Source organism: Streptomyces sp. SCL15-4 (genome assembly GCF_033366695.1).
In the GTDB taxonomy this organism is placed as follows: Bacteria; Actinomycetota; Actinomycetes; order Streptomycetales; family Streptomycetaceae; genus Streptomyces.
This window is the reverse complement of the sequence record NZ_JAOBTQ010000001.1, coordinates 5,784,185-5,806,527: the sequence shown is the minus strand read 5'-3', so window position 1 is coordinate 5,806,527 and position 22,343 is coordinate 5,784,185. Positions and strand designations below refer to the sequence as shown.

19 protein-coding genes are annotated in these 22,343 nt (G+C 71.1%); 11 read left to right on the top strand and 8 right to left on the bottom strand.

The window, feature by feature from the left end; all coding sequences use genetic code 11:
• The first annotated feature begins 83 nt into the window (after positions 1-83).
• The 9 genes from SCK26_RS25930 (at position 84) to cutA (ending at position 10,448) form a co-directional block, all read left to right on the top strand.
• The gene (locus SCK26_RS25930) at positions 84-1,241 is read left to right on the top strand and encodes a mandelate racemase/muconate lactonizing enzyme family protein (RefSeq protein WP_318203729.1); all 1,158 of its coding nucleotides are present in this window, start codon (positions 84-86) and stop codon (positions 1,239-1,241) included.
• On the top strand, positions 1,238-2,242 hold the full coding sequence (locus SCK26_RS25925) for a zinc-dependent alcohol dehydrogenase (protein ID WP_318203728.1): 1,005 nt from the start codon (positions 1,238-1,240) through the stop codon (positions 2,240-2,242). Before SCK26_RS25930 ends, SCK26_RS25925 begins: the two co-directional genes overlap by 4 nt.
• 111 nt (positions 2,243-2,353) lie before the next feature.
• On the top strand, positions 2,354-3,355 hold the full coding sequence (locus SCK26_RS25920; RefSeq protein WP_318203727.1) for a hypothetical protein: 1,002 nt from the start codon (positions 2,354-2,356) through the stop codon (positions 3,353-3,355).
• A gap of 5 nt (positions 3,356-3,360) precedes the next feature.
• On the top strand, positions 3,361-4,470 hold the full coding sequence (gene chvE, locus SCK26_RS25915; protein WP_318203726.1) for a multiple monosaccharide ABC transporter substrate-binding protein: 1,110 nt from the start codon (positions 3,361-3,363) through the stop codon (positions 4,468-4,470).
• Between the two features lie 34 nt (positions 4,471-4,504).
• Positions 4,505-6,067, top strand: a complete 1,563-nt coding sequence (mmsA, locus tag SCK26_RS25910) for a multiple monosaccharide ABC transporter ATP-binding protein (protein ID WP_318203725.1) — start codon at positions 4,505-4,507, stop codon at positions 6,065-6,067.
• Positions 6,064-7,305, top strand: a complete 1,242-nt coding sequence (mmsB, locus tag SCK26_RS25905) for a multiple monosaccharide ABC transporter permease (protein WP_318203724.1) — start codon at positions 6,064-6,066, stop codon at positions 7,303-7,305. The genes mmsA and mmsB overlap by 4 nt, the downstream gene beginning before the upstream one ends.
• A gap of 25 nt (positions 7,306-7,330) precedes the next feature.
• Positions 7,331-8,479 carry an aldose epimerase family protein gene (locus SCK26_RS25900; RefSeq protein ID WP_318203723.1) on the top strand — a complete coding sequence of 383 codons (1,149 nt, stop codon included), beginning with the start codon at positions 7,331-7,333 and terminating at the stop codon, positions 8,477-8,479.
• A gap of 96 nt (positions 8,480-8,575) precedes the next feature.
• On the top strand, positions 8,576-10,036 hold the full coding sequence (locus SCK26_RS25895; RefSeq protein ID WP_318203722.1) for a pyridoxal phosphate-dependent aminotransferase: 1,461 nt from the start codon (positions 8,576-8,578) through the stop codon (positions 10,034-10,036).
• Between the two features lie 79 nt (positions 10,037-10,115).
• Positions 10,116-10,448: a divalent-cation tolerance protein CutA gene (gene cutA, locus SCK26_RS25890; protein WP_318203721.1), complete on the top strand. Its 333-nt coding sequence runs from the start codon at positions 10,116-10,118 to the stop codon at positions 10,446-10,448.
• Between the two features lie 276 nt (positions 10,449-10,724).
• On the opposite strand, the gene SCK26_RS25885 is transcribed toward cutA, so the two are convergent.
• Positions 10,725-11,681, bottom strand: coding sequence for an arabinan endo-1,5-alpha-L-arabinosidase (locus tag SCK26_RS25885; protein WP_318203720.1), 957 nt, complete (start codon positions 11,679-11,681; stop codon positions 10,725-10,727).
• A gap of 227 nt (positions 11,682-11,908) precedes the next feature.
• On the opposite strand from SCK26_RS25885, the gene SCK26_RS25880 reads away from it, so the two are divergent.
• Positions 11,909-12,655 (top strand): intradiol ring-cleavage dioxygenase, encoded by a 747-nt coding sequence (locus SCK26_RS25880; RefSeq protein ID WP_318203719.1) that lies wholly within the window; start codon positions 11,909-11,911, stop codon positions 12,653-12,655.
• A 58-nt stretch (positions 12,656-12,713) separates the two neighbouring features.
• Here SCK26_RS25880 and SCK26_RS25875 read toward each other — a convergent pair whose 3' ends face one another.
• Positions 12,714-12,926 carry a hypothetical protein gene (locus SCK26_RS25875; protein ID WP_318203718.1) on the bottom strand — a complete coding sequence of 71 codons (213 nt, stop codon included), beginning with the start codon at positions 12,924-12,926 and terminating at the stop codon, positions 12,714-12,716.
• Positions 12,927-13,031: 105 nt separating this feature from the next.
• Entirely contained in the window at positions 13,032-13,490 is a 459-nt protein-coding gene (locus tag SCK26_RS25870) for an RrF2 family transcriptional regulator (RefSeq protein ID WP_318203717.1), read from the bottom strand.
• 75 nt (positions 13,491-13,565) lie between these two features.
• Here SCK26_RS25870 and SCK26_RS25865 point away from each other — a divergent pair, with 75 nt between their 5' ends.
• Positions 13,566-16,517: a beta-galactosidase gene (locus tag SCK26_RS25865; protein WP_318203716.1), complete on the top strand. Its 2,952-nt coding sequence runs from the start codon at positions 13,566-13,568 to the stop codon at positions 16,515-16,517.
• Here the strand turns inward: SCK26_RS25865 and SCK26_RS25860 are convergent, their stop codons facing one another.
• From SCK26_RS25860 to SCK26_RS25840, 5 genes are read right to left on the bottom strand one after another with little or no spacing between them, the layout of a single operon-like run.
• A complete protein-coding gene (locus SCK26_RS25860; RefSeq protein WP_318203715.1) occupies positions 16,518-18,038 on the bottom strand; it encodes an alpha-N-arabinofuranosidase in 1,521 nt (506 codons plus the stop codon). It abuts the gene before it with no gap.
• 14 nt (positions 18,039-18,052) lie between these two features.
• Positions 18,053-19,015, bottom strand: a complete 963-nt coding sequence (locus SCK26_RS25855; protein ID WP_318203714.1) for an arabinan endo-1,5-alpha-L-arabinosidase — start codon at positions 19,013-19,015, stop codon at positions 18,053-18,055.
• A gap of 17 nt (positions 19,016-19,032) precedes the next feature.
• Complete coding sequence (locus tag SCK26_RS25850; protein WP_318203713.1) at positions 19,033-19,872, bottom strand: carbohydrate ABC transporter permease; 840 nt, start codon at positions 19,870-19,872, stop codon at positions 19,033-19,035.
• Positions 19,869-20,816: a carbohydrate ABC transporter permease gene (locus tag SCK26_RS25845; protein WP_318203712.1), complete on the bottom strand. Its 948-nt coding sequence runs from the start codon at positions 20,814-20,816 to the stop codon at positions 19,869-19,871. Before SCK26_RS25845 ends, SCK26_RS25850 begins: the two co-directional genes overlap by 4 nt.
• Positions 20,813-22,171: an extracellular solute-binding protein gene (locus SCK26_RS25840; protein ID WP_318203711.1), complete on the bottom strand. Its 1,359-nt coding sequence runs from the start codon at positions 22,169-22,171 to the stop codon at positions 20,813-20,815. The genes SCK26_RS25845 and SCK26_RS25840 overlap by 4 nt, the downstream gene beginning before the upstream one ends.
• Positions 22,172-22,343: the final 172 nt, after the last annotated feature.

The following is a 22,343-nucleotide window of genomic DNA, read 5'->3' as shown; positions in this document are numbered from 1 at the left end:
GACACCCCCGCCGCCCCGTCCTTACTGTCACGCCAGCATTTCGAACGTGCGACGAAATATCGAACAGCTGAGGGGCAACTGCCGTGCGCATCACCGGAATCAGCACACACGTGGTCGGCACGCCGTGGCGCAACCTGACCTACGTCCAGGTGCACACCGACGAGGGGATCACGGGAGTCGGCGAGACCCGGATGCTCGGTCACACCGACGCGCTGATCGGCTATCTGCGGGAGGCCGAGGCCAACCACATTCTCGGGTCGGACCCGTTCGCCGTCGAGGACCTGGTCCGCCGGATGAAGTACGGCGACTACGGCCGCGCCGGCGAGATCGTCATGTCCGGCATCGCGGTGGTCGAGATGGCGTGCTGGGACATCAAGGGCAAGGCGCTGGGCGTGCCGGTGTGGCAGCTGCTCGGCGGGAAGGTCACCGACAAGGTCAAGGCGTACGCCAACGGCTGGTACACGACCGAGCGGACGCCGGAGGCGTACCACAAGGCCGCCCAGGGAGTCGTGGAGCGCGGCTACAAGGCGCTGAAGATCGACCCGTTCGGCACCGGCCACTTCGAGCTGGACCACAAGGAGACCCTGTACGCCGTCTCGCTCATCGAGGCCGTACGGGACGCCATCGGCCCGGACGCCGAGCTGATGCTGGAGATGCACGGCCGCTTCTCCCCCGCCACCGCCGTCCGGCTGGCGAAGGAGATGGCGCCGTTCAAGCCGGCCTGGCTGGAGGAGCCGGTGCCGCCGGAGAACCTGAAGGCGCTGGAGAAGGTCGCCGCCAAGGTCGACATCCCGGTCGCCACCGGTGAGCGCATCCACGACCGCATCGAGTTCCGCGAGCTGTTCGACAGCCAGGCCGTGGACATCATCCAGCCCGACGTCGGCCACATCGGCGGCATCTGGGAGACCCGCAAGCTGGCCGCCACCGCCGAGACCCACTACATGCTGGTCGCCCCGCACAACGTGGGCGGTTCCGTGCTCACCGCCGCCTCCCTCCAGGTCGGCTTCACCTCTCCGAACTTCAAGATCCTCGAACACTTCAACGACTTCGCGGACGCGGAGATCAAGAAGGTGGTCAAGGGCGCCCCGCAGGTCGTGGACGGCTACTTCCACCTGTCCGACGCGCCCGGTCTCGGTGTCGAGCTGGACGTCGACGCGGCGGCCGAGTTCCCGCAGCAGCGCGCCCACTTCGACCTGTGGGCCGAGGGCTGGGAGAAGCGCAACCCCAAGGGCACCGAGTGACTTCCCAGGTCCTCGTCGAGGCGCCCGGCGCACACCGGGTCGAGGCCCACACGCCGCGCGAGCCCGGCCCCGGCGAGGCGCTGGTGGCCGTGCACGCGGTCGGCATCTGCGGCAGCGACCGCGAGGTGTACCAGGGCAACCGGCCCGAGGGGTACGTGACGTACCCGCTGGTGCCCGGGCACGAGTGGTCGGGGACGGTGTCGGCGGTGGGCCCCGGGGTGCCCGGCTCGCTGGCCGGCCGCAAGGTGGTCGGCGAGGGCTTCCGCAACTGCCAGGTGTGCGACCGCTGCCACGCCGGCGAGACCACGCTCTGCACCGCCGGATACGAGGAGACCGGGTTCACCCGGCCGGGCGCCATGGCGGCCACCCTCACCCTGCCCGCCCGGTTGCTGCACGTCCTGCCGGACGACGCCGACCTCACCGCCGCCGCGCTGCTGGAGCCGGCCGCCTGTATCGCCGCCGCCGCGCTGAAGGCCCGGGCCCTGCCGGGCGAGCGGGTCGCGGTGGTCGGCACCGGCACCCTCGGGATGTTCGCCGTGCAGTTCCTCGCGGCCACCTCGCCGGCCGAGCTGCTGGTGGTGGGCACCCGCGACGACCGGGAGGCACTGGCCCGGCGGTTCGGGGCGAGCGACTTCCGGCTGAAGGACGGCGAGCTGCCCGGCGGCTTCGACGTGGTGATCGAGACCGCCGGGTCCGCGTCCGCCGCCCGCACCGCCGCCGCGCTGCTGCGGCGCGGCGGGCGCCTGGTCCTCACCGGGATCCCGGCGCCGGGCGCGGACGGGCTCGACCCGACCGATCTCGTCGTGCGGCAGCTGGAGGTGCACACCGTCTTCGGGGCGCCGCCGGACGCCTGGGCGCACGCCGTGCGGGTGTTCGGCGCCGGACTGCTCACCCCGCTGCCGCTGGTCACGCACGAGCTGCCGCTGACCGAGTTCCCGCGCGCCATCGAGCTGGTGGGGGCCGGTGATCCCACGGTGGGCAAGGTGCTGCTCCGCCCCTGAACGTACGCCGGTCAGGGTGTTCCCTGACGACGCCCTGACCGGCGTACACCCACGTTTTCGTTTCCCAGAGCCGCGAACCTCGTCCGACATACCGAACACGAAGGACAGCTTGTGACCGACGCTTCCGCCCCGGCAGCCCGCAGGCCCGGCGAGCAGGTGCTCGCCGCACTCGGCCTGGGCGCGCCCGCCCTCGACCCCGCCGACGCCTCCGTCCACACCTTCCCGGGCGGCGGTCGCTGGCGCACCGAGATCCCCTCGTGCGAGGGTCCCGAAGCGCTGGCGGTCGTCCTCAAGGAGGCCTCCCGCCTGGACGTGCCGATCCACCGGATCAGCCAGGGCAGCGGCGTGTGGATGCTCACCGACGCCGAGATCACCGAGATGGTCGAGGCCACCGGTGAACGCGACATCGAACTGTGCCTGTTCACCGGCCCGCGCGGCACCTGGGACATCGGCGGCTCGGTACGCTCCGACTCGCGGGGGGCCGGGCTGCGCGCCCGGGGCCACGACGCGGTCGCCGGCTGTGTGGAGGACGCCGTCCGGGCCACCGAACTGGGCGTCAAGTGCCTGCTCGTCGCCGACGAAGGCGTGCTGTGGACCCTGCACCGGGCCCGCACCGCGGGGATCATCCCGGCCGACACCACGCTGAAGGTCTCCGCGCTCATCGGACCGGTCAACCCCGCCTCGTACGCCGTCTACGAGCGGCTCGGCGCCGACTCCGTCAACGTGCCCAGCGATCTGACGCTGGACCACCTCACCGAGATCCGCCGGGTGTCCGCCGCCCCGATGGACATGTACATCGAGGCCCCGGACGACCTCGGCGGCTACATCCGGATGTACGAGGTCGCCGAGCTGATCCGGCGCGGCGCGCCGCTCTACCTGAAGTTCGGCCTGTCCAAGGCGCCCGGCATCTACCCGTGGGGCCGGCACCTGCGGGACGTGACCCTGGACACCGCCCGGGAGCGGGTGCGGCGCGGCCGGCTCGCCCTGGACCTGCTCGCCCGGCACGGCGCGGACGGCGACATGGCGCCGCTCGGGTCCCGGCTGCCCGGGACGCTCCACCGCTTCCCCGTCGAAGCGTCCTCCCCTCTCAACGACGAGAACGACAAGGACTGATCCCCATGCGCAACCGCAGAGCCGCACTCGCCTCCATAGCCGGAGCCGCCTCGCTCGCGCTCGCCCTGACCGCCTGCGGGCAGAACAGCGAAGGCGGCAGCAAGGAGAAGTCGGGCGACGTCAAGGACGCCACCATCGGCATCGCCATGCCGACCAAGTCCTCCGAGCGCTGGATCTCCGACGGCAACAACGTCGTCAAGGACCTCCAGGCCAAGGGCTACAAGACCAAGCTGGTCTACGGCGAGGACGACCCGGACACCCAGGTCTCGCAGATCGAGAACCTCATCACGCAGGGCGTGAAGGGCCTGATCATCGCGGCGATCGACAACAAGTCGCTGAACAACGTCCTCCAGGAGGCGGCGGACGCCCACATCCCGGTCATCTCCTACGACCGGCTGATCCTCGGCACCGAGAACGTCGACTACTACGCCTCGTTCGACAACGAGAAGGTCGGCGCGCTCCAGGGCTCGTACATCGTGCACGGACTCGGCCTGGACAGCGGCAAGAAGGGCCCGTTCAACCTGGAGCTGTTCGCCGGCTCCAACGACGACAACAACACCAAGTACTTCTTCGGCGGGGCCATGAAGGTGCTCCAGCCGTACATCGACAAGAAGCAGCTGGTCGTCAAGTCCGGGCAGACCAACCTGAACCAGGTCACCACCCTGCGCTGGGACGGCACCACCGCGCAGAAGCGCATGGAGGACATCCTCACCTCGTCCTACAAGAGCGGCCGGGTCGACGCGGTCCTCTCGCCGTACGACGGCATCTCCATCGGCATCCTGTCCGCGCTGAAGTCCGACGGCTACGGCTCGGGCGACAAGCCGCTGCCGGTCCTCACCGGCCAGGACGCCGAGCTGGCCTCGGTGAAGTCGATCATCGCCGGGCAGCAGACGCAGACCGTCTACAAGGACCTGCGCAAGCTCGCCGAGGTCGCCGCCACGATGGTGGACGACTCCCTGAAGGGCAAGAAGCCGCAGGTCAACGACACCAAGACGTACGACAACGGCAACAAGGTGGTGCCCTCCTATCTGCTCCAGCCGGTGAGCGTCGACAAGAGCAATTACCGGAAGGTGCTGGTCGACGGCGGTTACTACACCGAGGCCGACCTGAAGTAACCCGCCCTTTTCCTACGGATTGGAAGGCACGACCATGGCGGGACCCGTCCTGGAAATGCGCTCGATCGTCAAGACCTTTCCCGGTGTCAAGGCGCTGTCGGACGTCACTCTGACCGTCCGGCGGGGCGAGGTCCACGCCATCTGCGGGGAGAACGGCGCCGGCAAGTCCACCTTGATGAAGGTGCTCTCCGGCGTCCACCCGTACGGCAGTTACGAGGGGGACATCCTCTTCGAGGGAGAGGTCTCCCGGTTCAAGGACATCCGGGCCAGCGAGCAGCACGGCATCGTCATCATCCACCAGGAACTGGCGCTGGTGCCGCACCTGTCCATCGCCGAGAACCTCTTCCTCGGCAACGAGCACGCCACGCGCGGCCTGATCAACTGGCGCGAGACCCTGCGCCACGCCACCGAGCTGCTGCGCCGGGTCGGTCTGGACGAGCACCCGGAGACCCGGGTCGCCGACATCGGCGTGGGCAAGCAGCAGCTGGTGGAGATCGCCAAGGCGCTGTCGAAGCAGGTGAAGCTGCTGATCCTGGACGAGCCGACGGCGGCTCTGAACGACGAGGACAGCGACAAGCTCCTCGATCTGATCCTGGAGCTGAAGCACCAGGGCATCACCTCGATCATCATCTCCCACAAGCTCAACGAGATCCGCAAGGTCGCCGACTCGGTGACGATCATCCGGGACGGCCGGTCCATCGAGACCCTCGATGTGAAGGCGCCGGAGACCACCGAGGAGCGGATCATCGCCGGCATGGTCGGCCGCGACCTCGACCACCGCTTCCCCGAACGCACCCCGCACCAGCCGGAGAAGGGCGCGGCACCGGCGCTGGAGGTCCGCGGCTGGACCGTGTTCCACCCGATCGACCAGCAGCGCAAGGTCGTGGACGACGTCTCGCTGACCGTGCGCCGGGGCGAGATCGTCGGCATCGCGGGCCTGATGGGCGCGGGCCGTACCGAACTCGCGATGAGCGTATTCGGGCGGACCTACGGCCGGTACGCGGCCGGCACGGTCCTGAAGGACGGCCGGGAGATCCGTACCAAGACGGTCCCGGAGGCGATCGGGCACGGCATCGCCTACGTCACCGAGGACCGCAAGCACTACGGCCTGAACCTCATCGACACCATCAACCGGAACATCTCGCTGACCGCGCTGCACAAGGTCGCGAGCCGGGGCGTGGTGGACGAGCACGAGGAACGGCAGGTCGCCGAGGGCTTCCGGTCCTCCATGAACATCAAGGCGCCCACGGTGTTCGAGCCGGTGGGCAAGCTCTCCGGCGGCAACCAGCAGAAGGTCGTGCTCAGCAAGTGGATCTTCGCCGGGCCCGACGTGCTGATCCTGGACGAGCCGACCCGCGGCATCGACGTGGGCGCCAAGTACGAGATCTACACGGTCATCGACCAGCTCGCCGCCCAGGGCAAGGCGGTGGTCTTCATCTCCTCCGAACTGCCCGAACTGCTCGGCATGTGCGACCGCATCTACACGATGGCCGCCGGGCGGCTGACCGGTGAGGTGCCGCGGGCCGAGGCCACGCAGGAAGTGCTGATGCGGCATATGACGAAAGACAAGGCGAAGGACGAAGAGGTAACGCCATGAGCACGGATGTGACCGCCAAGAGCCCGGCCCCCGCGCCGCCGGGCGGCGGAGCGGGGGCGGACGGGGGCCTGCTCGGCCTGGTACTGACCGGCCTGCGCCGCAACATGCGCCAGTACGGCATGCTGATCGCGCTCGGCCTGATCGTGGTCGTCTTCGCGATCTGGACCGACGGCAACCTGCTGCTGCCGCGCAACGTGTCCAACCTGGTACTCCAGAACAGCTACATCCTGATCCTCGCGATCGGCATGATGCTGGTCATCATCGCCGGGCACATCGACCTGTCGGTCGGCTCGCTCACGGCGTTCACCGGCGCCTTCGCGGCCGTGCTGACCGTGCAGCACGGGCTGCCCTGGCCCGTGGCACTGGTGCTGTGCCTGCTGATGGGCGCCGCCGCGGGCGCGATCCAGGGCTATCTCATCGCCTACTTCGGCATACCGTCCTTCATCGTCACCCTCGCCGGAATGCTGATCTTCCGCGGCCTGACCGAGATCATGCTCAAGGGCCAGACCCTCGGCCCGTTCCCGCACGGCCTGCAGAAACTCGGCAACGGCTTCCTGCCCGAGACCGGCCCGAACACCAACTACCACAACCTCACCCTGCTCCTCGGGCTGGTGCTGATCGCGGCCGTGCTGTGGCAGGAGTTCCGCGACCGCCGCCGCCAGCAGGAGTTCTCCCTGGACGTCGTACCGGTCCGGCTGTTCCTGCTCAAGCTGACGGCCATGGTAGCGGCCATCCTCGTCCTCACCCTCCTGCTCGCCAGCTACAAGGGCGCACCGATCGTGCTGATCGTCCTCGGCGCGCTGGTCGTCGGCTACGGCTACGTCATGCGCAACGCGGTCTTCGGCCGGCACATCTACGCGGTCGGCGGCAACCTGCCGGCGGCCAAGCTGTCCGGTGTGAAGGACAAGAAGGTCACCTTCTACGTCTTCCTGAACATGGGCGTGCTCGCGGCCCTGGCGGGCCTGGTGGTCGCCGCCCGGCTGGACGCGGCCTCGCCGAAGGCGGGCGTCAACTTCGAACTGGAGGCGATCGCCTCCTCGTTCATCGGCGGCGCGTCCATGAGCGGCGGTGTCGGCACCGTCCTCGGCGCCATCATCGGCGGCCTGGTCCTCGGCGTGCTGAACAACGGCATGAACCTCCTCGGCGTCGGCACCGAGTGGCAGCAGGTCATCAAGGGCCTGGCCCTGCTGGTGGCCGTCGGGTTCGACGTGTGGAACAAGCGCAAGTCCGGTTCGTAAGCATCCAGGAAACGGAGCCGCATCCATGGAACTGAACAGACGCACGGTCATCGCCTCGGCCGCGGCGGCGGGACTCGCCGCCACCGCGCTCGGCGGTACGGCACAGGCCGCCTCGGGAAGGAAGCCGGTGGCGGAACCCTTCGGCACGCTCGCCGACGGCACCGAGGTCCACCGCTGGTCGCTGGAGAACGGCGGCACCCGGATGAAGGTGCTGTCCTACGGCGGTGTCGTCCAGACCCTGGAGACACCCGACCGCCACGGCCGGTACGCCAACGTCGTGGCCGGCTTCGACAACATCGCCGACTACGTCGCCGGCAGCCCGTACTTCGGCGCGCTGATCGGCCGCTACGGCAACCGCATCGGCAAGGGCCGGTTCACCCTGGACGGGAAGCCGTACCAGCTCTCCGTGAACGACGGCGACAACAGCCTGCACGGCGGCGCACAGGGCTTCGACAAGCGCGTGTGGGACGTGGAGCCGTTCACCCACGGCACCGACGTCGGCCTGCGGCTGCGCCGCACCAGCGCCGACGGCGAGATGGGCTACCCGGGCACGCTGCGCACCCAGGTGACGTACACGCTCACCCGGCACGGCGACTGGCGCATCGACTACGAGGCCACCACCGACCGGGCCACCGTCGTCAACCTCACCAGTCACGTGTACTGGAACCTGGCCGGCGAGGGCACCGGCAGCATCGAGGACCACGAACTGTCCATCGCCGCCGCCCGCTACACCCCGACCGACTCCGGTCTGATCCCCACCGGCGAGCTGGCCCGGGTCGCGGGCAGCCCGTTCGACTTCCGGCACGCCAAGCCCATCGGCCGGGACCTGCGGGCGGGCCACGAGCAGCTGGTGCTGGCCAAGGGATACGACCACAACTGGGTGCTGGACAAGGGGATCACGGCCCGGCCCGAGCACATCGCGACCCTGCGCGACCCGCGGTCCGGCCGCACCCTGAAGATCGCCACCGACCAGCCGGGCCTGCAGTTCTACTCCGGCAACTTCCTCGACGGCACGCTCACCGGCACCGGCGGCCGCACCTACCGGCAGGGCGACGCCCTGTGCCTGGAGACCCAGCACTTCCCGGACTCGCCGAACCACCCGGCGTTCCCGTCGACGGTGCTGCGACCCGGCGAGACGTACCGGACGAGCACGATCCACCGCTTCGGGGTCTGACGTCCGCTCGCGGCCGGGTGAGCTGAACGCACCCGGAGACACCTCCGTATCCAAGAGCGGCCCGCACGGGCCGCGCCCGGATACGGAGGTCTCCTTTTGGTCGGCAACGTCACCTCGTTGTTCCGCGGTCAGGGCGGCGGCGGGACCGGCCCGGTGGACTTCCGCGTCCCGCGCAACCCGTACTTCCCGACGCCCGCCATGTTCGACGAACTGGCGGACCGGTTGCGTGAGATCGTCACGTCCTGCCCGAGCGACGCCGGCACGATCACCGGCGAGCTGTGCTCCCTGCTCGGTCTCCCGCCGCAGTGCGTGGCGACGGGCAACGGCTCCACGGAACTGATCACCTGGATCGACCATCTGCTGGTCCGGCAGTCCCTGGCGGTCCCGGTGCCCACGTCCGGCCGCTGGACCGACCAGCCGGTGCGGACCGGCAAGCGGGTCGACATGTTCCCGCTCCAGGAGGCGGACGGCTTCGCCCTGGACCTCGACCGGTACGCCGGCTTCATCCGGGCCCGGGGCGCCCGGGCGGCCGTGGTCTGCAACCCGAACAGCCCCGACGGCGGCCGGCTGCGGCGCGAGCGGCTGGTGCGGTTCCTGGACGCCATGGCGGACCTGGACGTGGTGGTCGTCGACGAGTCGTTCCTGGAGTTCGCCGACGCCGGGGCCGAGGCGAGCGTCGTCCAGGAGGCCCTGCTCCGCCCGAACGTGATCGTCCTGCGCGGCCTCGACGAGAGCCTCGGCCTGCGCGGCGTCCGCTTCGGCTACCTCGTCGCCGGCCCCGCGCTGGCCGGCCGGGTCCGCTCCGCGCTGCCGAGGCGGAACCTCGACTTCCTGGCCGAGCAGGTGGTGTTCATGCTCCGGGACCACGGGCCGCAGTACGCGCGCGGCCTGGAGCAGTTGCGCCGCGACCGCCGGGACATGACCGCCCGGCTGTCCGCGCTCCCCGGCCTCACCGTCTATCCCTCCCAGGCCAACTTCCTCTTCGTCCGCCTGCCCGTCGGCGCCGAGGGCACGGTGGTCCGCGACCGCATGCTCACCGAGCACCGGATCCTGGTCCGCGAGTGCGGCGACAAGATCGGCTCCTCCAGCCGCTTCCTGCGCCTCGCGGTGCGTCCGCAGGCCGACGTGCGCCGCCTGGTGTCCGGCCTGGAGCGGGTGCTCTACGACTCCGGTGCCGCCTCCGGGACCGGCTACACCTCGGGCACGGCGACGGTGGACCGCCTGATCGGCGAGACGAGCGGGTCCGGCCTGCGGCTGACCGCCCCCGGACCGGCACCCCACGGACCGGCCCCGCGCCTCGCACCGCCCGTCCCCGCACCGCCCGTCCCCGCACCGCCCGTCCCCGCACCGCCCGTCCCCGCCCCGGCCGTCCCCGCCCCGGCCGTCGGCACCGGCGTGCCGCTCCCCGCCGCCGTGCCTCCGCCGCCGGCCGCGCCTCCGGCGCCCGCCGCGGCCACTCCTCCCGGGGTCCCGGCACGGGGCGGGCTCACCGCGGCGCAGGTGCGCGGGACGACGGCTCCCGGCCCGGCCCTCGCCCAGGCCCCGGCGGCGGGCTGAGGTCCGGGCGCCGGCAGCGGGGCCGGGGGCCTCGGTACCGTCCTTCCGGGACAGACCCGCCCGCGGAAGGACACCGACCATGGCAGAGCACCGGCACCTGACCGTACTGACGACCACGGACACCGAGGAGGAGGCGAAGGCCCTCGCCGCCGGCGCGGTGGAGGCCCGGGTCGCCGCGTGCGCACAGATCGGCGGCCTCGTCACCAGCGTGTACCGCTGGCAGGGGGCGACACGGACCGAGCGGGAGTGGCAGATCCTGTTCAAGACCACCACGGCGCGCTACGCCGACCTGGAGACCTACCTCAAGGAAGCCCACACCTACGACACCCCGGAGATCATCGCGACTCCGATCGTGACCGGCAGCGCGGCCTACCTGGCGTGGCTGGAGGAGGAGACCAGGCCTGCCGAGTAGGCCCAGAAAGAGGTGGTGCGTCAGGTGCCGTACGCCGGTGACGGCCTCGGCGCCGGACGCGGCGCGGACGAAGGGGTGCAGCTGCCGACCGTCTACCAGGACAACGCCCGCGACGACCCGGCCACGTTCGCCTACGCGCGCTGGCTCGGCGAGCAGGGCGGGCAGGTGCGCACCAGCCCGGTGCTGCCGCCCCGCATGCTGGTCTTCGACCGGCGCACCGCGGTCGTCCCCGTCGAGGCGGGCCTGAAGGCGGCGCAGCGCGGCTGGCCGTGGGGTTCAGTAGGCCACCGGCCAGCCCGACGACCAGTTCAGCAGGTTGACGCCGAGTTTCGGGGTGCCGCCCGCGTTGCCGTCGTAGTAGTGGTAGACGATCAGGTCGCCGTCGGTGTCGTGCATGACGGACTGCCCGCCGGGCCCGATGACGCTGCCGTGGGACTCCAGCACCGGCGTGCCGCCGTTGTTGGTCATCGCCACGCCGTTCTTGTCGTAGTACGGCCCGGTCACCGAGGTCGCCCGGCCGACCTTCACCTTGTACGTCGAGCCGGTGCCCTGGCAGCAGACGTCGTACGAGGCGAAGAGGTAGTAGTAGCCGTTGCGCTTGACGACGTACGGCGCCTCGACCGCCTTGCTGCCGGTGGGCCGGGCGGCGAGGGAGTAGCGCCTGGTGTCGCCCGCGTACTGCTTGCCGGTCGCGGGGTCGATCCGGATCATCTTGATGCCGGTCCACCAGCTTCCGAAGGACAGCCACCACTTGCCGTCGTCGTCCACGAAGAGGTTGGGGTCGATGGCGTTGTAGTCGCTGCCGGAGGTGGAGGTGTAGACGACGCCGTAGTCGGTCCAGGAGCCGGGCAGCCCGGTCGTCGAGCCGGCCAGTCCGATCGCCGAGGTGTTCTCGCCGAACTTGGAGACGGCGTAGTACATCAGGTACTTCCCGCCGGCGTACGAGATGTCCGGTGCCCAGGCCTCGGTGGCGTACGACGACCACCAGCCCGGCCTGGTGGCGAAGGCGTCGCCGCCGGCGGTGAAGGAGATCCGGTCGGTGGAGGTCTTGTAGGCCAGGCCGCCACCGGTGGCGTAGAGCAGGTAACGGCCGCCGGAGGTGCGGATCATCGTCGGGTCGTGCACGACGGTACTGCCGGTGACCGTGCCGGGGTTGGGGTACGCGGAGGCGGTGCCCGGCACGAGCGCGAGCAGCAGGGCGGCGGGGACGGCGAGGAGTGCGGTGCGCTTCATTGCGGGCTCCCTCTTCCAGGCGTGTTCGTGATACCGAACAGCGATCGCCGGTTCGAACGGGACCGTAGAAGCGAACGGTTAACGAGTCAACGGTTCTCGCACGAACTCACGGGGAGGCCCCGCCGCTCGGGCGCCCCGCCAGGTCGGCCGGACCGCCCGCTTGACGGCTCCTCACTTTGCCGAACCGACAGCTCGCCGACAGGAAGCGCCCCTACGGTGCCGTGCTCATGACAGACACCTCTGATGCCCGGAAGATCGGGCGCCGTACCGTGCTGGCCGCCGCCGGCGGTGCCGCCGCCGCCTTGACCGTGGGAGCCGCGGCTCCGCCGAAGGACGCCGGCGGCACGCCGGACGCCGCGGCCGCGGTGTGCGCGCTCACGACCGAGATGACCCAGGGCCCCTACTACCTCGACGGCGCGCTCGTCCGCTCCGACATCACCGAAGGCAAGCCCGGCATCCCGCTGAAGCTCGCCCTGACCGTCGTCGACGCCGCCTGCGCCCCGCTCGCCGGTGCCCTCGTGGAGCTGTGGCACGCCGACGCGCTCGGCGAGTACTCGGGCTACGTCGGCGACAACGGGCACCACGAGCCCGACGACCGCACCTTCCTGCGCGGCGGTGTCCTCACGGACTCCGGCGGGCTCGCCAGGATCACGACCGCCTACCCGGGCTGGTACCGGGGCCGCTGCGTGCACGTCCACGTCAAGGTGCACACCGGTGTCACCGTCACGGCGGACGGCCACTTCACCGGCGGCTCGACCGTCCACACCGGCCAGCTCTTCTTCGACGAGACGGTCACGGCGGCCGTGGCCAGGATCTCGCCGTACTCCGCCAACACCGTCGCGCGCACCACCCTCGCGCGGGACTCGGTCTACGACGGCCGGGGCGCCGCCTCCGGTCTGCTCACCCTCACCGCCCTCGGCGGCTCCGCGTCGTCCGGCTACACCGGCACGCTCACGCTCGGCGTCCGGGGCTGACGGCAGGGTGCGGGAGGAGGCGGCCCCGCCTCCTCCCGCACCGGCCGGCGGCACCCGTTCAGCGGCCCCGGACGCCCTCCGGGAGCAGGGTGGTCAGGGAGGTGACCGGGTTTCCCGCCTCCAGCGAACCGAGCAGGCTCCGCAGGAGGGCGCTGCCGGGGACGGCGGCGTCGGGCGCGGGAAGCCGGGCCGCGTCGGCGGCCTCGGCGGCGGGAGCGGCGGCCAGCAGCGTGGCGGCCAGAGCGGAGGCACAGGCGAGCTTCTTGATCATGTCCGCCCTAACGACCGGCGCCCCGCGCGGGCAACGCGCCGGTCCCCCGGTCGGCCGAGCGCCCGCAGCCCCGGGGACGACACGGCGCCTGCCCGGCGTGTTCCCTCACGGGTTCTCCCACGCCGCCGGTTCCGCCGCCAGCGCCCGGACCGGCTCCGGCAGCGCGTCCGCCGCGAGGTCGGCCACGGTGACGCCCTCCAGGATGCGGCGGACGTTCGCGCGCAGGGCGATCCACAGCGGCAGCAGCGGCCGGGCCGTGCCCGTGTAGGCGAGATGCGTCGGGCGTTCGCCGCGTACCGACACGATCGGGCCGTCCACCGCCCGGATGACGTCGGCCACGGTGAGCGAGGCCGCCGCCCGCGCCAGCCGGTAACCGCCGCCCCCGCCACGCCGGCTGTCCACGATCCCGGCCCGCCTGAGATCGCCCAGGATGCCCTCCAGGAACTTGTGCGGGATGTCCTGCACGGCGGCGATTTCCTCCGCCTTCACCGGGCCGTTACCCTGCCGTACGGCCAGCTCCAGTACCGCCCGTACCGCGTAATCCGCCCGCGCCGAGATCCTCATGGATCCATTGTGGGGCGTCCCGCCATGGAGAATGGCCGGACCCGCGCCCCCTAGGACCGCCCGGGAGGATCCACCTTGGCGCTCAGCAGACGTTCCTTCAGTGCCCTGGCCGGCTCCGCCGCGCTCGGGCTGGCCCTGGGCGGCAGCGGCGGCCCCGGGGCGCCCTCGGCGTACGCGGGCGGCAGCGCGCCGACCGGGCCCGCGCCGGCCCCGCCGCGCGCCGACGGCGTGCGGCACACCATCGGGTACGACCGCTACTCGCTGCTCGTGGACGGGCGGCGGCTCGTGGTGTGGTCGGGCGAGCTGCACCCCTTCCGGCTGCCGAGCCCGGACCTGTGGCGGGACGTCCTGCAGAAGATGCGGGCGCACGGCTACAACGCGGTCAGCGTCTACGTCGCCTGGAACTACCACTCCCCCGCGCCCGGCCGGTACGACTTCTCCGGCGTCCGGGACCTCGACCTGTTCCTGCGCACGGCGGCCGAAACCGGGCTGTACGTCATCCTGCGGCCGGGCCCGTACATCAACGCCGAGGTCGACGGCGGCGGCTTCCCCGGCTGGCTGACCGCGACCGAGGGCACGGCCCGCACCGACGACCCGGTGTATCTGGCGTACGCCGACGAGTGGCTGACCCAGGTCAACCGGATCGCCCGGAGGCACCTGTTCACCCGGGGCGCCGGCACGGTCCTGCTGTACCAGATCGAGAACGAGTACGACGCCCACCCCGCCGACGCGACCGGCCGGACGTACATGTCCCACCTGTACCGGAAGGTCCGGGCCGACGGGATCGACGTCCCGCTGTTCCACAACGACAAGGGCAGGAACGGCCACTGGGTCCCCGGCTCCTTCGACACCGGCGGGGAGAAGGGCGGCTGGCTGTACGGGTTCGACGGATATCCCTCGCCCTTCAAGACCCCGCCGGACTGGGGGCACTACGGGCCCGGCGGACCGAAGGGCGGTGCCACCGCCTCGCCGGCCACGCCCGGGTTCGTGCCCGAGTTCGGCGGCGGCTGGTTCGACCCGTGGGGCGGGGCGGAGTTCGACGGCCTGGGGTACGCCGAGTCGCGGCGCACCCGGGACGCGGCCTACGAGCGCCGCTTCTACCTGACCAACCTGGCCAACGGCCTCACCCTGCACAACGTGTACATGACGTTCGGCGGGACCTCGTGGGGCTGGCTGCCCGCGCCGGTCGTCTACACCTCCTACGACTACGGCGCCGCCATCGACGAGGCCCGGAACGTCACCGGCAAGATCGCGCCGATGCACCAGCTCGGGCATCTGCTCCAGCGCGTGCCCGATTTCGCCAAGCTGGACCGGGCGGCGGACGTGACGGCCGAGGGGCTGAAGGTCTACCACCTCGCCAACCAGGACACCGGCACGCACGTGTACGTCGCGCGCAACGACGGCGCGGAGGCGGTCACCACCGATCTGCCGACCGAGGCCGGGAAGCTGCGCGTCACCGTGCCCGGCCGGGACGCCAAGCTGCTGACCACCGGGCTGGCGCTGGGCGGGCGGAAGCTGAAGTACTCCACCGCCTCGCCCATGCTGTGCCTGACGGCGGGCCGGCAGGACATCGCCGTGTTCACCGGGCGCCGCGGCGAGATGGCCGAGCTGGTGCTGGACTCCCCCGACGAACCGCAGGTCCAGCGGCTGGACCCGGAGGGCGGCTGGGCCTACGACCGCGGCGAGCTGCACGTCAACGCGCCCCTGGGCGAGGCCGGGCTGACGCGGGTGCTGGTGCGCAAGGGCGGCAGCGACACGCCGCTGGTGCTGCTCTTCGCCGACGACGCCACCGCCGTACGCCTCTTCCCGTACGACACGCCGTCCGGCACTCTCCTGGTGTACGGCCCGGCGCTGCTGCGCCACGCGGAGCTGCGCGGCTCGCGGGTGCACCTGACCGGTGACCTGAAGGAGCCGGCGGGCCTGGAGGTGTGGGGGCCGCGCGGGATCGACACCGTGGTGTGGAACGGGCGCCGGGTGCCCACCCGGGTGACCCTGTCGGGCAGCCTGATGTCCACCGGCCCGCTGCCGGGGGCCCCTGAGGTGCGGCTGCCGCGGCTGGGCGGCTGGCGGACGCGGCGGGAGAACCCGGAGGCGGGCCCGGGCTTCGACGACTCGTCGTGGAAGAAGGCCGACAAGACCTCCTCGTTCTCCACCACGGCCGTCCCCGAGGGCCGGCCGGTGCTGTTCGCCGACGACTACGGCTTCCACTACGGCGACGTCTGGTACCGGGGCACGTTCGACGACAGCTCCGGCGTCGAGGAGGTCGCGCTCGCCTACAGCACCGGCACCCAGGGCCTGCTGATGGCCTGGCTGGACGGCGAGCCGCTGGGCACGCACCGGATGCCCGTGCCGGACAAGAGCACGGTCCGGCAGGGCAGCTGGGCGGACACCGCCGTCCTGCCGGTGCGCGAGCGGCTGCGCTCACCCGGCCGGCACGTGCTGTCCGTGCTGGTCCGGCGCATGCAGCACGACCAGGACGGCAAGGCGCTCGACACGCACAAGGTGGCCCGCGGCCTGACGGCGGTCACCTTCAAGGGCGCGTCGCCGCGGGTGCGCTGGCGCATCCAGGGCGAGGGTCCGGCCGACCCGGTGCGCGGGCCGCTGAACAACGGCGGCCTGTACGGCGAGCGGCACGGCTGGCACCTGCCCGGCTTCCGGGACCGGGACTGGGAGAAGACGGACCTGCCGCGCGCGGAGCGGTACCAGGGCGTCACCTGGTACCGGACCACGTTCCGGCTGTCGGTGCCGGCCGATGTCGACGCGTCGATCGGCCTGACCCTGGACGACGACCCGTACCGGGCCTACCGCGCGCAGATCTTCCTGAACGGCTGGAACCTCGGCCAGTACATCAACAACGTCGGCCCGCAGCACACGTTCGTGCTGCCGAACGGCATCCTGCGCACCCGGGGCACCAACACCCTGGCGCTGGCGGTCCTGTCGGAGTTCACCACGCTGTCGGGCCCCGGGTCGGTACGGCTGACGCTGCTCGGCAAGGCGGCCGGCGGCATCCCGGTCCGGCCGGTGTGATCACGCCAGCCTGATCACGTTCCAGGACAGCGGCTCCAGTACGGCGGTGAGGGTGCCGTCCACCAGGGCGGTGCCCTCGACCGGGTGCGGGGTGACGCGTTCGGGGTCGGTCAGGGTGTTGCGGGCGTCGGGGTCGGCGTCGGCGAGGGCGGTGTGCTCGGTGACGGTGGTCAGTTCCAGTCCGTTCAGGGCGACTTCGAGCGGCAGCGGCGCGGTGCGGTCGCGGTTGACGGCGAACACGGTGACCGTGCCGTCGTCCGCGCGGACGGCGGTGGCGTGCAGCAGGTCCGTCTCGCCGTACTTCTCCGTCGCGTACGTCGGCGAGTCCACGCGCACGTCCAGCACCCGGCCGCGGCCGTACCGGGACGCCTGCGCGAACGGAAAGAACGTCGTCTGCCGCCAGGCCGGGCCGCCCGGCTCGGTCATGATCGGCGCGATGACGTTGACGAGCTGGGCCAGGCAGGCGACGGTGACCCGGTCGGCGTGCCGGAGCAGGGCGATCAGCAGCGAGCCGAAGACGACGGCGTCGGTGACGCTGTAGTTGTCCTCCAGCAGGCGGGGCGCCTCGGGCCAGCCGGACTGGTCGCGGGTCCGGGAGTACTCCTCCCACCGGGAGAGGTACCAGACGTTCCACTCGTCGAAGGAGAGGTTGATCTTCTTCTTGGACTTCAGCCGGGCGCCGACGTGGTCGGCCGTGGCGACCACGTTCTCGATGAAGGACTCCATGTCGACGGCCGAGGCGAGGAAGGAGTCCACGTCGCCGTCGACGGGCTCGTAGTAGGCGTGCAGCGAGATGTAGTCGACCAGGTCGTAGGTCTCCGCGAGGACGGTCGCCTCCCACTCGGCGAAGGTCGGCATGGCCTGGCTGGAGGAGCCGCAGGCGACCAGTTCCACGCCGGGGTCCTGCTGGCGCATGGCGCGGGCGGTCTCGGCGGCGATCCTGCCGTACTCCTCGGCCGTCTTGTGGCCGGTCTGCCAGGGGCCGTCCATCTCGTTGCCGAGGCACCACAGCCGGATGCCGAAGGGGTCCTTGTCGCCGTGGGCGGCACGCAGGTCGGACAGGGCGGTGCCGGCGGGGTGGTTGGCGTACTCCTGGAGTTCCAGGGCCTCGGCGACGCCCCGGGTGCCGAGGTTCACCGCCATCATGGGCTGCGCCTGCGGGCCGATCTTCTTCAGGAACGCCATGTACTCGGACAGGCCGAAGCGGTTGGTCTCCGTGGAGTGCCAGGCCAGGTCGAGCCGGCGGGGGCGGTCCTGGACCGGGCCGACGGAGTCCTCCCACTTGTAGCCGGAGACGAAGTTGCCGCCGGGGTAGCGCAGCGCGGTGACGCCGAGTTCGCGGACCAGGTCCAGCACGTCGGTGCGGATGCCCTCGGCGTCGGCCGCGGGGTGGCCGGGCTCGTAGATGCCGGTGTAGACACAGCGGCCGAGGTGTTCCACGAAGGAGCCGAACAGACGGGGGTCGACCTCGCCGACGGTGAAGGCGGGATCGAGGGTGAAGCGGGCGGTGCTCTTGCTCATGGGTTCCTTCCGTGTCACTTGACGACGGGCCGGCCCGCGCGCCACCGGAGCTGGTTGAGGCCCAGCTTCGGGGTGCCGCCGTCCGTCGCGTCGTAGTAGTGGTAGGCCAGCCAGGTCTTGCCGCGGGTGCGGAACGTCGACTCCCCGCCCGGGCCGGCGTAGCGGCCGTGGCCGGACAGGAGGAGGTCGCCGCCGCCGTTCAGCATCGGGGTGCCGGTGCTGTCGGTGTACGGGCCCGTCACCGACTTCGAGCGGCCCACGCGGATCTTGTACGTCGAGTTCACGCCCGCGCAGCACGCGTCGTAGGAGGCGAAGAGGTAGTAGTAGCCGCCGTGGTGGAGGATCGACGGGCCCTCCACGGCGTACGGGGCGTCCGGGCGGGTCGCCAGGTGGTGGACCGGTGCGTCCGCAAGGGCCTTGCCGGTCGCCGGGTCCAGCTCGGTCATGCGGATGCCCGACCAGTACGAGCCGAACGCCAGCCAGAGCCGTCCGCCGGCCCGGATCACGGCGGGGTCGATGGCGTTCCAGGTGTCGGTCTTCTCCGAGGTGAACGCCGGGCCGTGGTCGGTCCAGGTGCCGGGCAGGCCGGTGGGCGAGGTGGCGACGCCGATCGCGGAGCGGTTGGTGCCCCAGGAGGAGACGGCGTAGTAGAGCCAGTAGCGGCCGTCGCGGTAGGTCAGGTCCGGGGCCCAGGGGTCGGCGGTGGAGTTGTAGTCGTACCACCAGGCGGGCGGGGTGGTGAAGGCGTTGCCCGCGTCCGTCCAGTGGGTCAGGTCGGTGGAGAGGCGGGCGCCGAGGATGCCGCCGGTGGAGTAGGCGACGTACCGGCCGTTCGGCAGCTGGTGGACGGTGGGGTCGTGGATGATCTGCTGGCCGGTGAGGGGCAGCGGGTCGGGGTACGCCGTCCGTGCCGAGGCGGTGGCGGGCAGCAGGGCGAGGGCGGCGGCGGCGAGGACGGCGGCTGGTCCGGATCTCAAGGCGAAGGCTCCTCGCGTCACTGGCCGGCCAGGCCGGTGTGGGCCACGCCCCGCACGATCTGGCTCTGGAAGAAGACGAAGACGACGATCAGCGGCAGTCCGGCGACGAGTCCGCCGGCCATCAGCTGGGGCCAGACGATGCCGAAGGCGTTCTGCACGGTGGCGATGCCGTTGGGCATGGTCATCAGGTCGGGGTTGTTGGTCACCATGTACGGCCACAGGAAGTTGTTCCAGGACGCGATGAAGGTGAAGATGCCGACCGCGGACAGCGAGGGCTTCGACAGCGGCAGCACGATGGTGAAGAAGATCCGCCAGCGGCCGGCGCCGTCGATGAACGCGGCCTCCTCCAGCTCCCTGGGCAGGCCCTGGAAGAACTTGTAGAGGATGTAGACCATGGCGGCCGGGGCGCACTGGGGCAGGATCATGCCCCAGTAGGTGTCGACCATGCCGAGTGACTGGACCGTGGTGAACAGCGGGACGCCGAGGATCGCCGGGGAGAACATCAGGCCGGCCATGGTCAGGCCCATGAGGGCGTTCTTGCCGCGGAACTCGGTGCGGGCGAAGCCGTATCCGGCCAGGGACGCGACCAGCAGCACGATCACCGTGACGCACACGGAGACGACGACGGAGTTCACGAACCAGTTCGGGATGTTGCCCGCCTGGAGGACCTTCTTCCAGGAGTCCAGCGTGACGTGGTCGGGTATCCAGTGCGGTGAGGTGACCGATTCCGTCGGGGTCTTCAGGGACGTGGACAGGGCCCAGGCCAGCGGGGCGAGCCAGATCAGGGAGAGGGTGGCGGCGAGGGCCGTCAGCGCGATCTGGGCGGGGGGCCAGCGGCGGGCGGAGCGGGTGGTCATCGGGTGGCCTCCTCGCGGCTCTTCAGCAGCCACATCCGGGCGAGCGCCACGGCCGCGATGATGACGAACAGGACGAAGGAGATCGCCGAGGCGTAGCCCACGCGGTACGTGGTGAAGCCCTGTTCGAGGGTGTACTGGACGAAGGTGCGGGTCGATTCCTCCGGCCCCGGGCCGAACTGGTACATGACCACGGCCTGGTCGAAGACCTGGAGCGAGGCGAGGACCTGGAGGGCGACGACCAGGCCGGTGATGGAGCGCAGGTTGGGCACGGTGATGTACAGCATTCGCTGGAGGGCGTTGGCGCCGTCCAGTTCGGCGGCCTCGTACAGGTGCTGCGGGATGTTCTGCAGGGCGGCCAGGTAGAGGAGGAAGGAGAAGCCGACCGTCCACCACAGGGTGGCGACGACGACGGCGAGCATGGCCGTGGACTTCTGGGTGAGCCAGGGCGTGTCCAGGCCGAGGACGTGGTTGACCATGCCGTTGGTGGGCTGGAACAGCCACCACCACAGGTTGCCCACGACGGCCGACGGCAGCAGGAAGGGCGCGAAGAAGCACAGCCGCCACAGCCACTTGAAGTGCACGGTGTGGTGCGCGATCAGGGCCATCAGCAGGGCCACGAGGACGATCAGCGGGACGACGTACAGCGTGAACTGCGTGCTGTGCCACAGGGAGTCCCAGACGAGCGGGTCCTTCAGCGCCTCGCGGTAGTTGGCGAGGCCCACGAAGCCGGTGTGGTCGCCGGAGATGTTGGCGTCCGTGAAGCTGAGGTACAGGCCGCGGACGACGGGCAGGATGACGAACAGGCCGTAGAGGACGAGGAACGGGGCGACGAACCAGCCGCCGTGCTGGAGGCGGCGGGACCAGCGCAGCCGGGCGGAGTCGGTGCCGGCGGCGGCGCGGGGGCGGGCCGTGCGGCCGGCCGTGGCCAGTGTCGTACTGCTCATGCGGCGGCTCCCTTCAGCTCCTGGGCGGCGGTGCGCCCGGTCATCGGGTTCTTCGCCGCGAGCAGCCGCTCCAGCAGTGACTTCATGCGGCGGGCCGCCTTGTCGGGGGCGGTGGAGCCGAGGTTGGAGGAGGCGATGACCGGGCCGAGGCGCTGGGCGAGGATGCCGGTGGAGCCCGCGAACCAGATGTGCGGCTCGTTGGCCTGGTGGTCCATGGCGGGCCGGGAGTACTCGCTCTGCGGGTTGAGTTCGCGGTAGCCCGGGTCCTCGAAGGTGGGCAGGTAGGCGGGGATGTGACCGCCGTGGGCCCAGGTGGTGGCGTGCGTGACCATGTAGGCGGCGAGCCGGTACGCGCCCTCGTCGGCGGCGCCGCCGCGGCCGGCCTGGTGGGGCAGGACGAAGGAGTGGGACTCGGCGTGGGTGGCCGGGGTGCCGAAGACCGGCGGGAGGGGCTGGGCGCCGTAGTCGACCTTCTCGTCGTTGAAGTAGGGCACCGACCAGTTGCCCTCCCAGGTGAAGGGGGAGCCGGCGAGGAACGCCTCGGCGTCGGTCTCGCCCGGGGTGACGTAGCCGTCGGTGACGTGCTTGCGGAAGAACTCCAGGACCTCGGTGGCCTTGTCGGTGTCGAAGGTCAGGCCGGTCTGGGCGGCGTCGAAGTAGGTGCCGCCGAGCTGCTGGTAGAAGGCGACGAAGAACCACCAGCAGAAGTTCTGGTCGTTGGCGTGCAGGCCGAGGGTCTGCCGGCCCTTCTTCAGCTGCTTGCGGGCCTCCTTCAGGAGGGCGAACCAGTCGTCGGTGGAGGTGGCCGCGGGGAGCCGGCCGGCGGAGTCGAGCAGTCCGGCCTTGCCGCACACGTCCTTGCGGTAGAAGCAGAGCTGGACGTGGATGTCGAGGGGCAGGGCGTAGAGCTTGCCGTCGACGATGCCGCGCTTCCACAGCACCGGGTTGAAGTCGGCCTCGCGCACGCCGTACTTGGCCAGCAGCCCGGTGTCCCAGGGGTCCAGCAGGCGTCCGGGGGCGAAGCCGGGGATGCGGCCCTGATGCATGACGGCGAGGTCGGGGGCGCGGTTGCCGGCGGCGGCCATGGCGAGCTTGGTGTAGTAGGGGCCGCCCCAGGTGAGGGTGGAGTCCTTCACCGCGATGCCCGGATGCGCCGTGCGGAACGCGTCGACCATGGCGACCTGGTTGGCGCCGTCGCCGCCCTGGAAGAGGTTCCAGTAGCGCACCCGGGTGCGGGCGCCGGTGGCCAGTGCGTCCGCCCCGCTGCCGAGGGCCGCGAATCCGAGGCTCGCGGCCGTCACCAAGCCGCCCGCGGCCCCGAGGAAGTGCCTGCGGTTCAGGCCAGGTTGTCCCATACCTTGCCCCTACGTTCGATATGTCGAATGCTGCCCGTAACTTCGAACGGGACCGTAGATTCCCGACGCGTGTGCGTCAATGGGTTGGACAAAGCTCATAGGTCGTTCCGTGTTGAACGACGGCCGGGGGAACGCATGACGCGGGCACATTCGTGCGCGTACCCTCGGACCA

Excerpts from the sequence above, each read along its gene's own strand:
- chvE (WP_318203726.1), top strand. The coding sequence starts at position 3,361 with ATGCGCAACCGCAGAGCCGCACTCGCCTCCATAGCCGGAGCCGCCTCG.
- SCK26_RS25880 (WP_318203719.1), top strand. The coding sequence starts at position 11,909 with ATGACAGACACCTCTGATGCCCGGAAGATCGGGCGCCGTACCGTGCTG.
- SCK26_RS25875 (WP_318203718.1), bottom strand. The coding sequence starts at position 12,926 with ATGATCAAGAAGCTCGCCTGTGCCTCCGCTCTGGCCGCCACGCTGCTG.
- SCK26_RS25870 (WP_318203717.1), bottom strand. The coding sequence starts at position 13,490 with ATGAGGATCTCGGCGCGGGCGGATTACGCGGTACGGGCGGTACTGGAG.
- SCK26_RS25885 (WP_318203720.1), bottom strand. The coding sequence starts at position 11,681 with ATGAAGCGCACCGCACTCCTCGCCGTCCCCGCCGCCCTGCTGCTCGCG.
- mmsA (WP_318203725.1), top strand. The coding sequence starts at position 4,505 with ATGGCGGGACCCGTCCTGGAAATGCGCTCGATCGTCAAGACCTTTCCC.
- SCK26_RS25850 (WP_318203713.1), bottom strand. The coding sequence starts at position 19,872 with ATGACCACCCGCTCCGCCCGCCGCTGGCCCCCCGCCCAGATCGCGCTG.
- SCK26_RS25860 (WP_318203715.1), bottom strand. The coding sequence starts at position 18,038 with ATGAGCAAGAGCACCGCCCGCTTCACCCTCGATCCCGCCTTCACCGTC.
- cutA (WP_318203721.1), top strand. The coding sequence starts at position 10,116 with ATGGCAGAGCACCGGCACCTGACCGTACTGACGACCACGGACACCGAG.
- SCK26_RS25845 (WP_318203712.1), bottom strand. The coding sequence starts at position 20,816 with ATGAGCAGTACGACACTGGCCACGGCCGGCCGCACGGCCCGCCCCCGC.
- SCK26_RS25900 (WP_318203723.1), top strand. The coding sequence starts at position 7,331 with ATGGAACTGAACAGACGCACGGTCATCGCCTCGGCCGCGGCGGCGGGA.
- mmsB (WP_318203724.1), top strand. The coding sequence starts at position 6,064 with ATGAGCACGGATGTGACCGCCAAGAGCCCGGCCCCCGCGCCGCCGGGC.
- SCK26_RS25840 (WP_318203711.1), bottom strand. The coding sequence starts at position 22,171 with ATGGGACAACCTGGCCTGAACCGCAGGCACTTCCTCGGGGCCGCGGGC.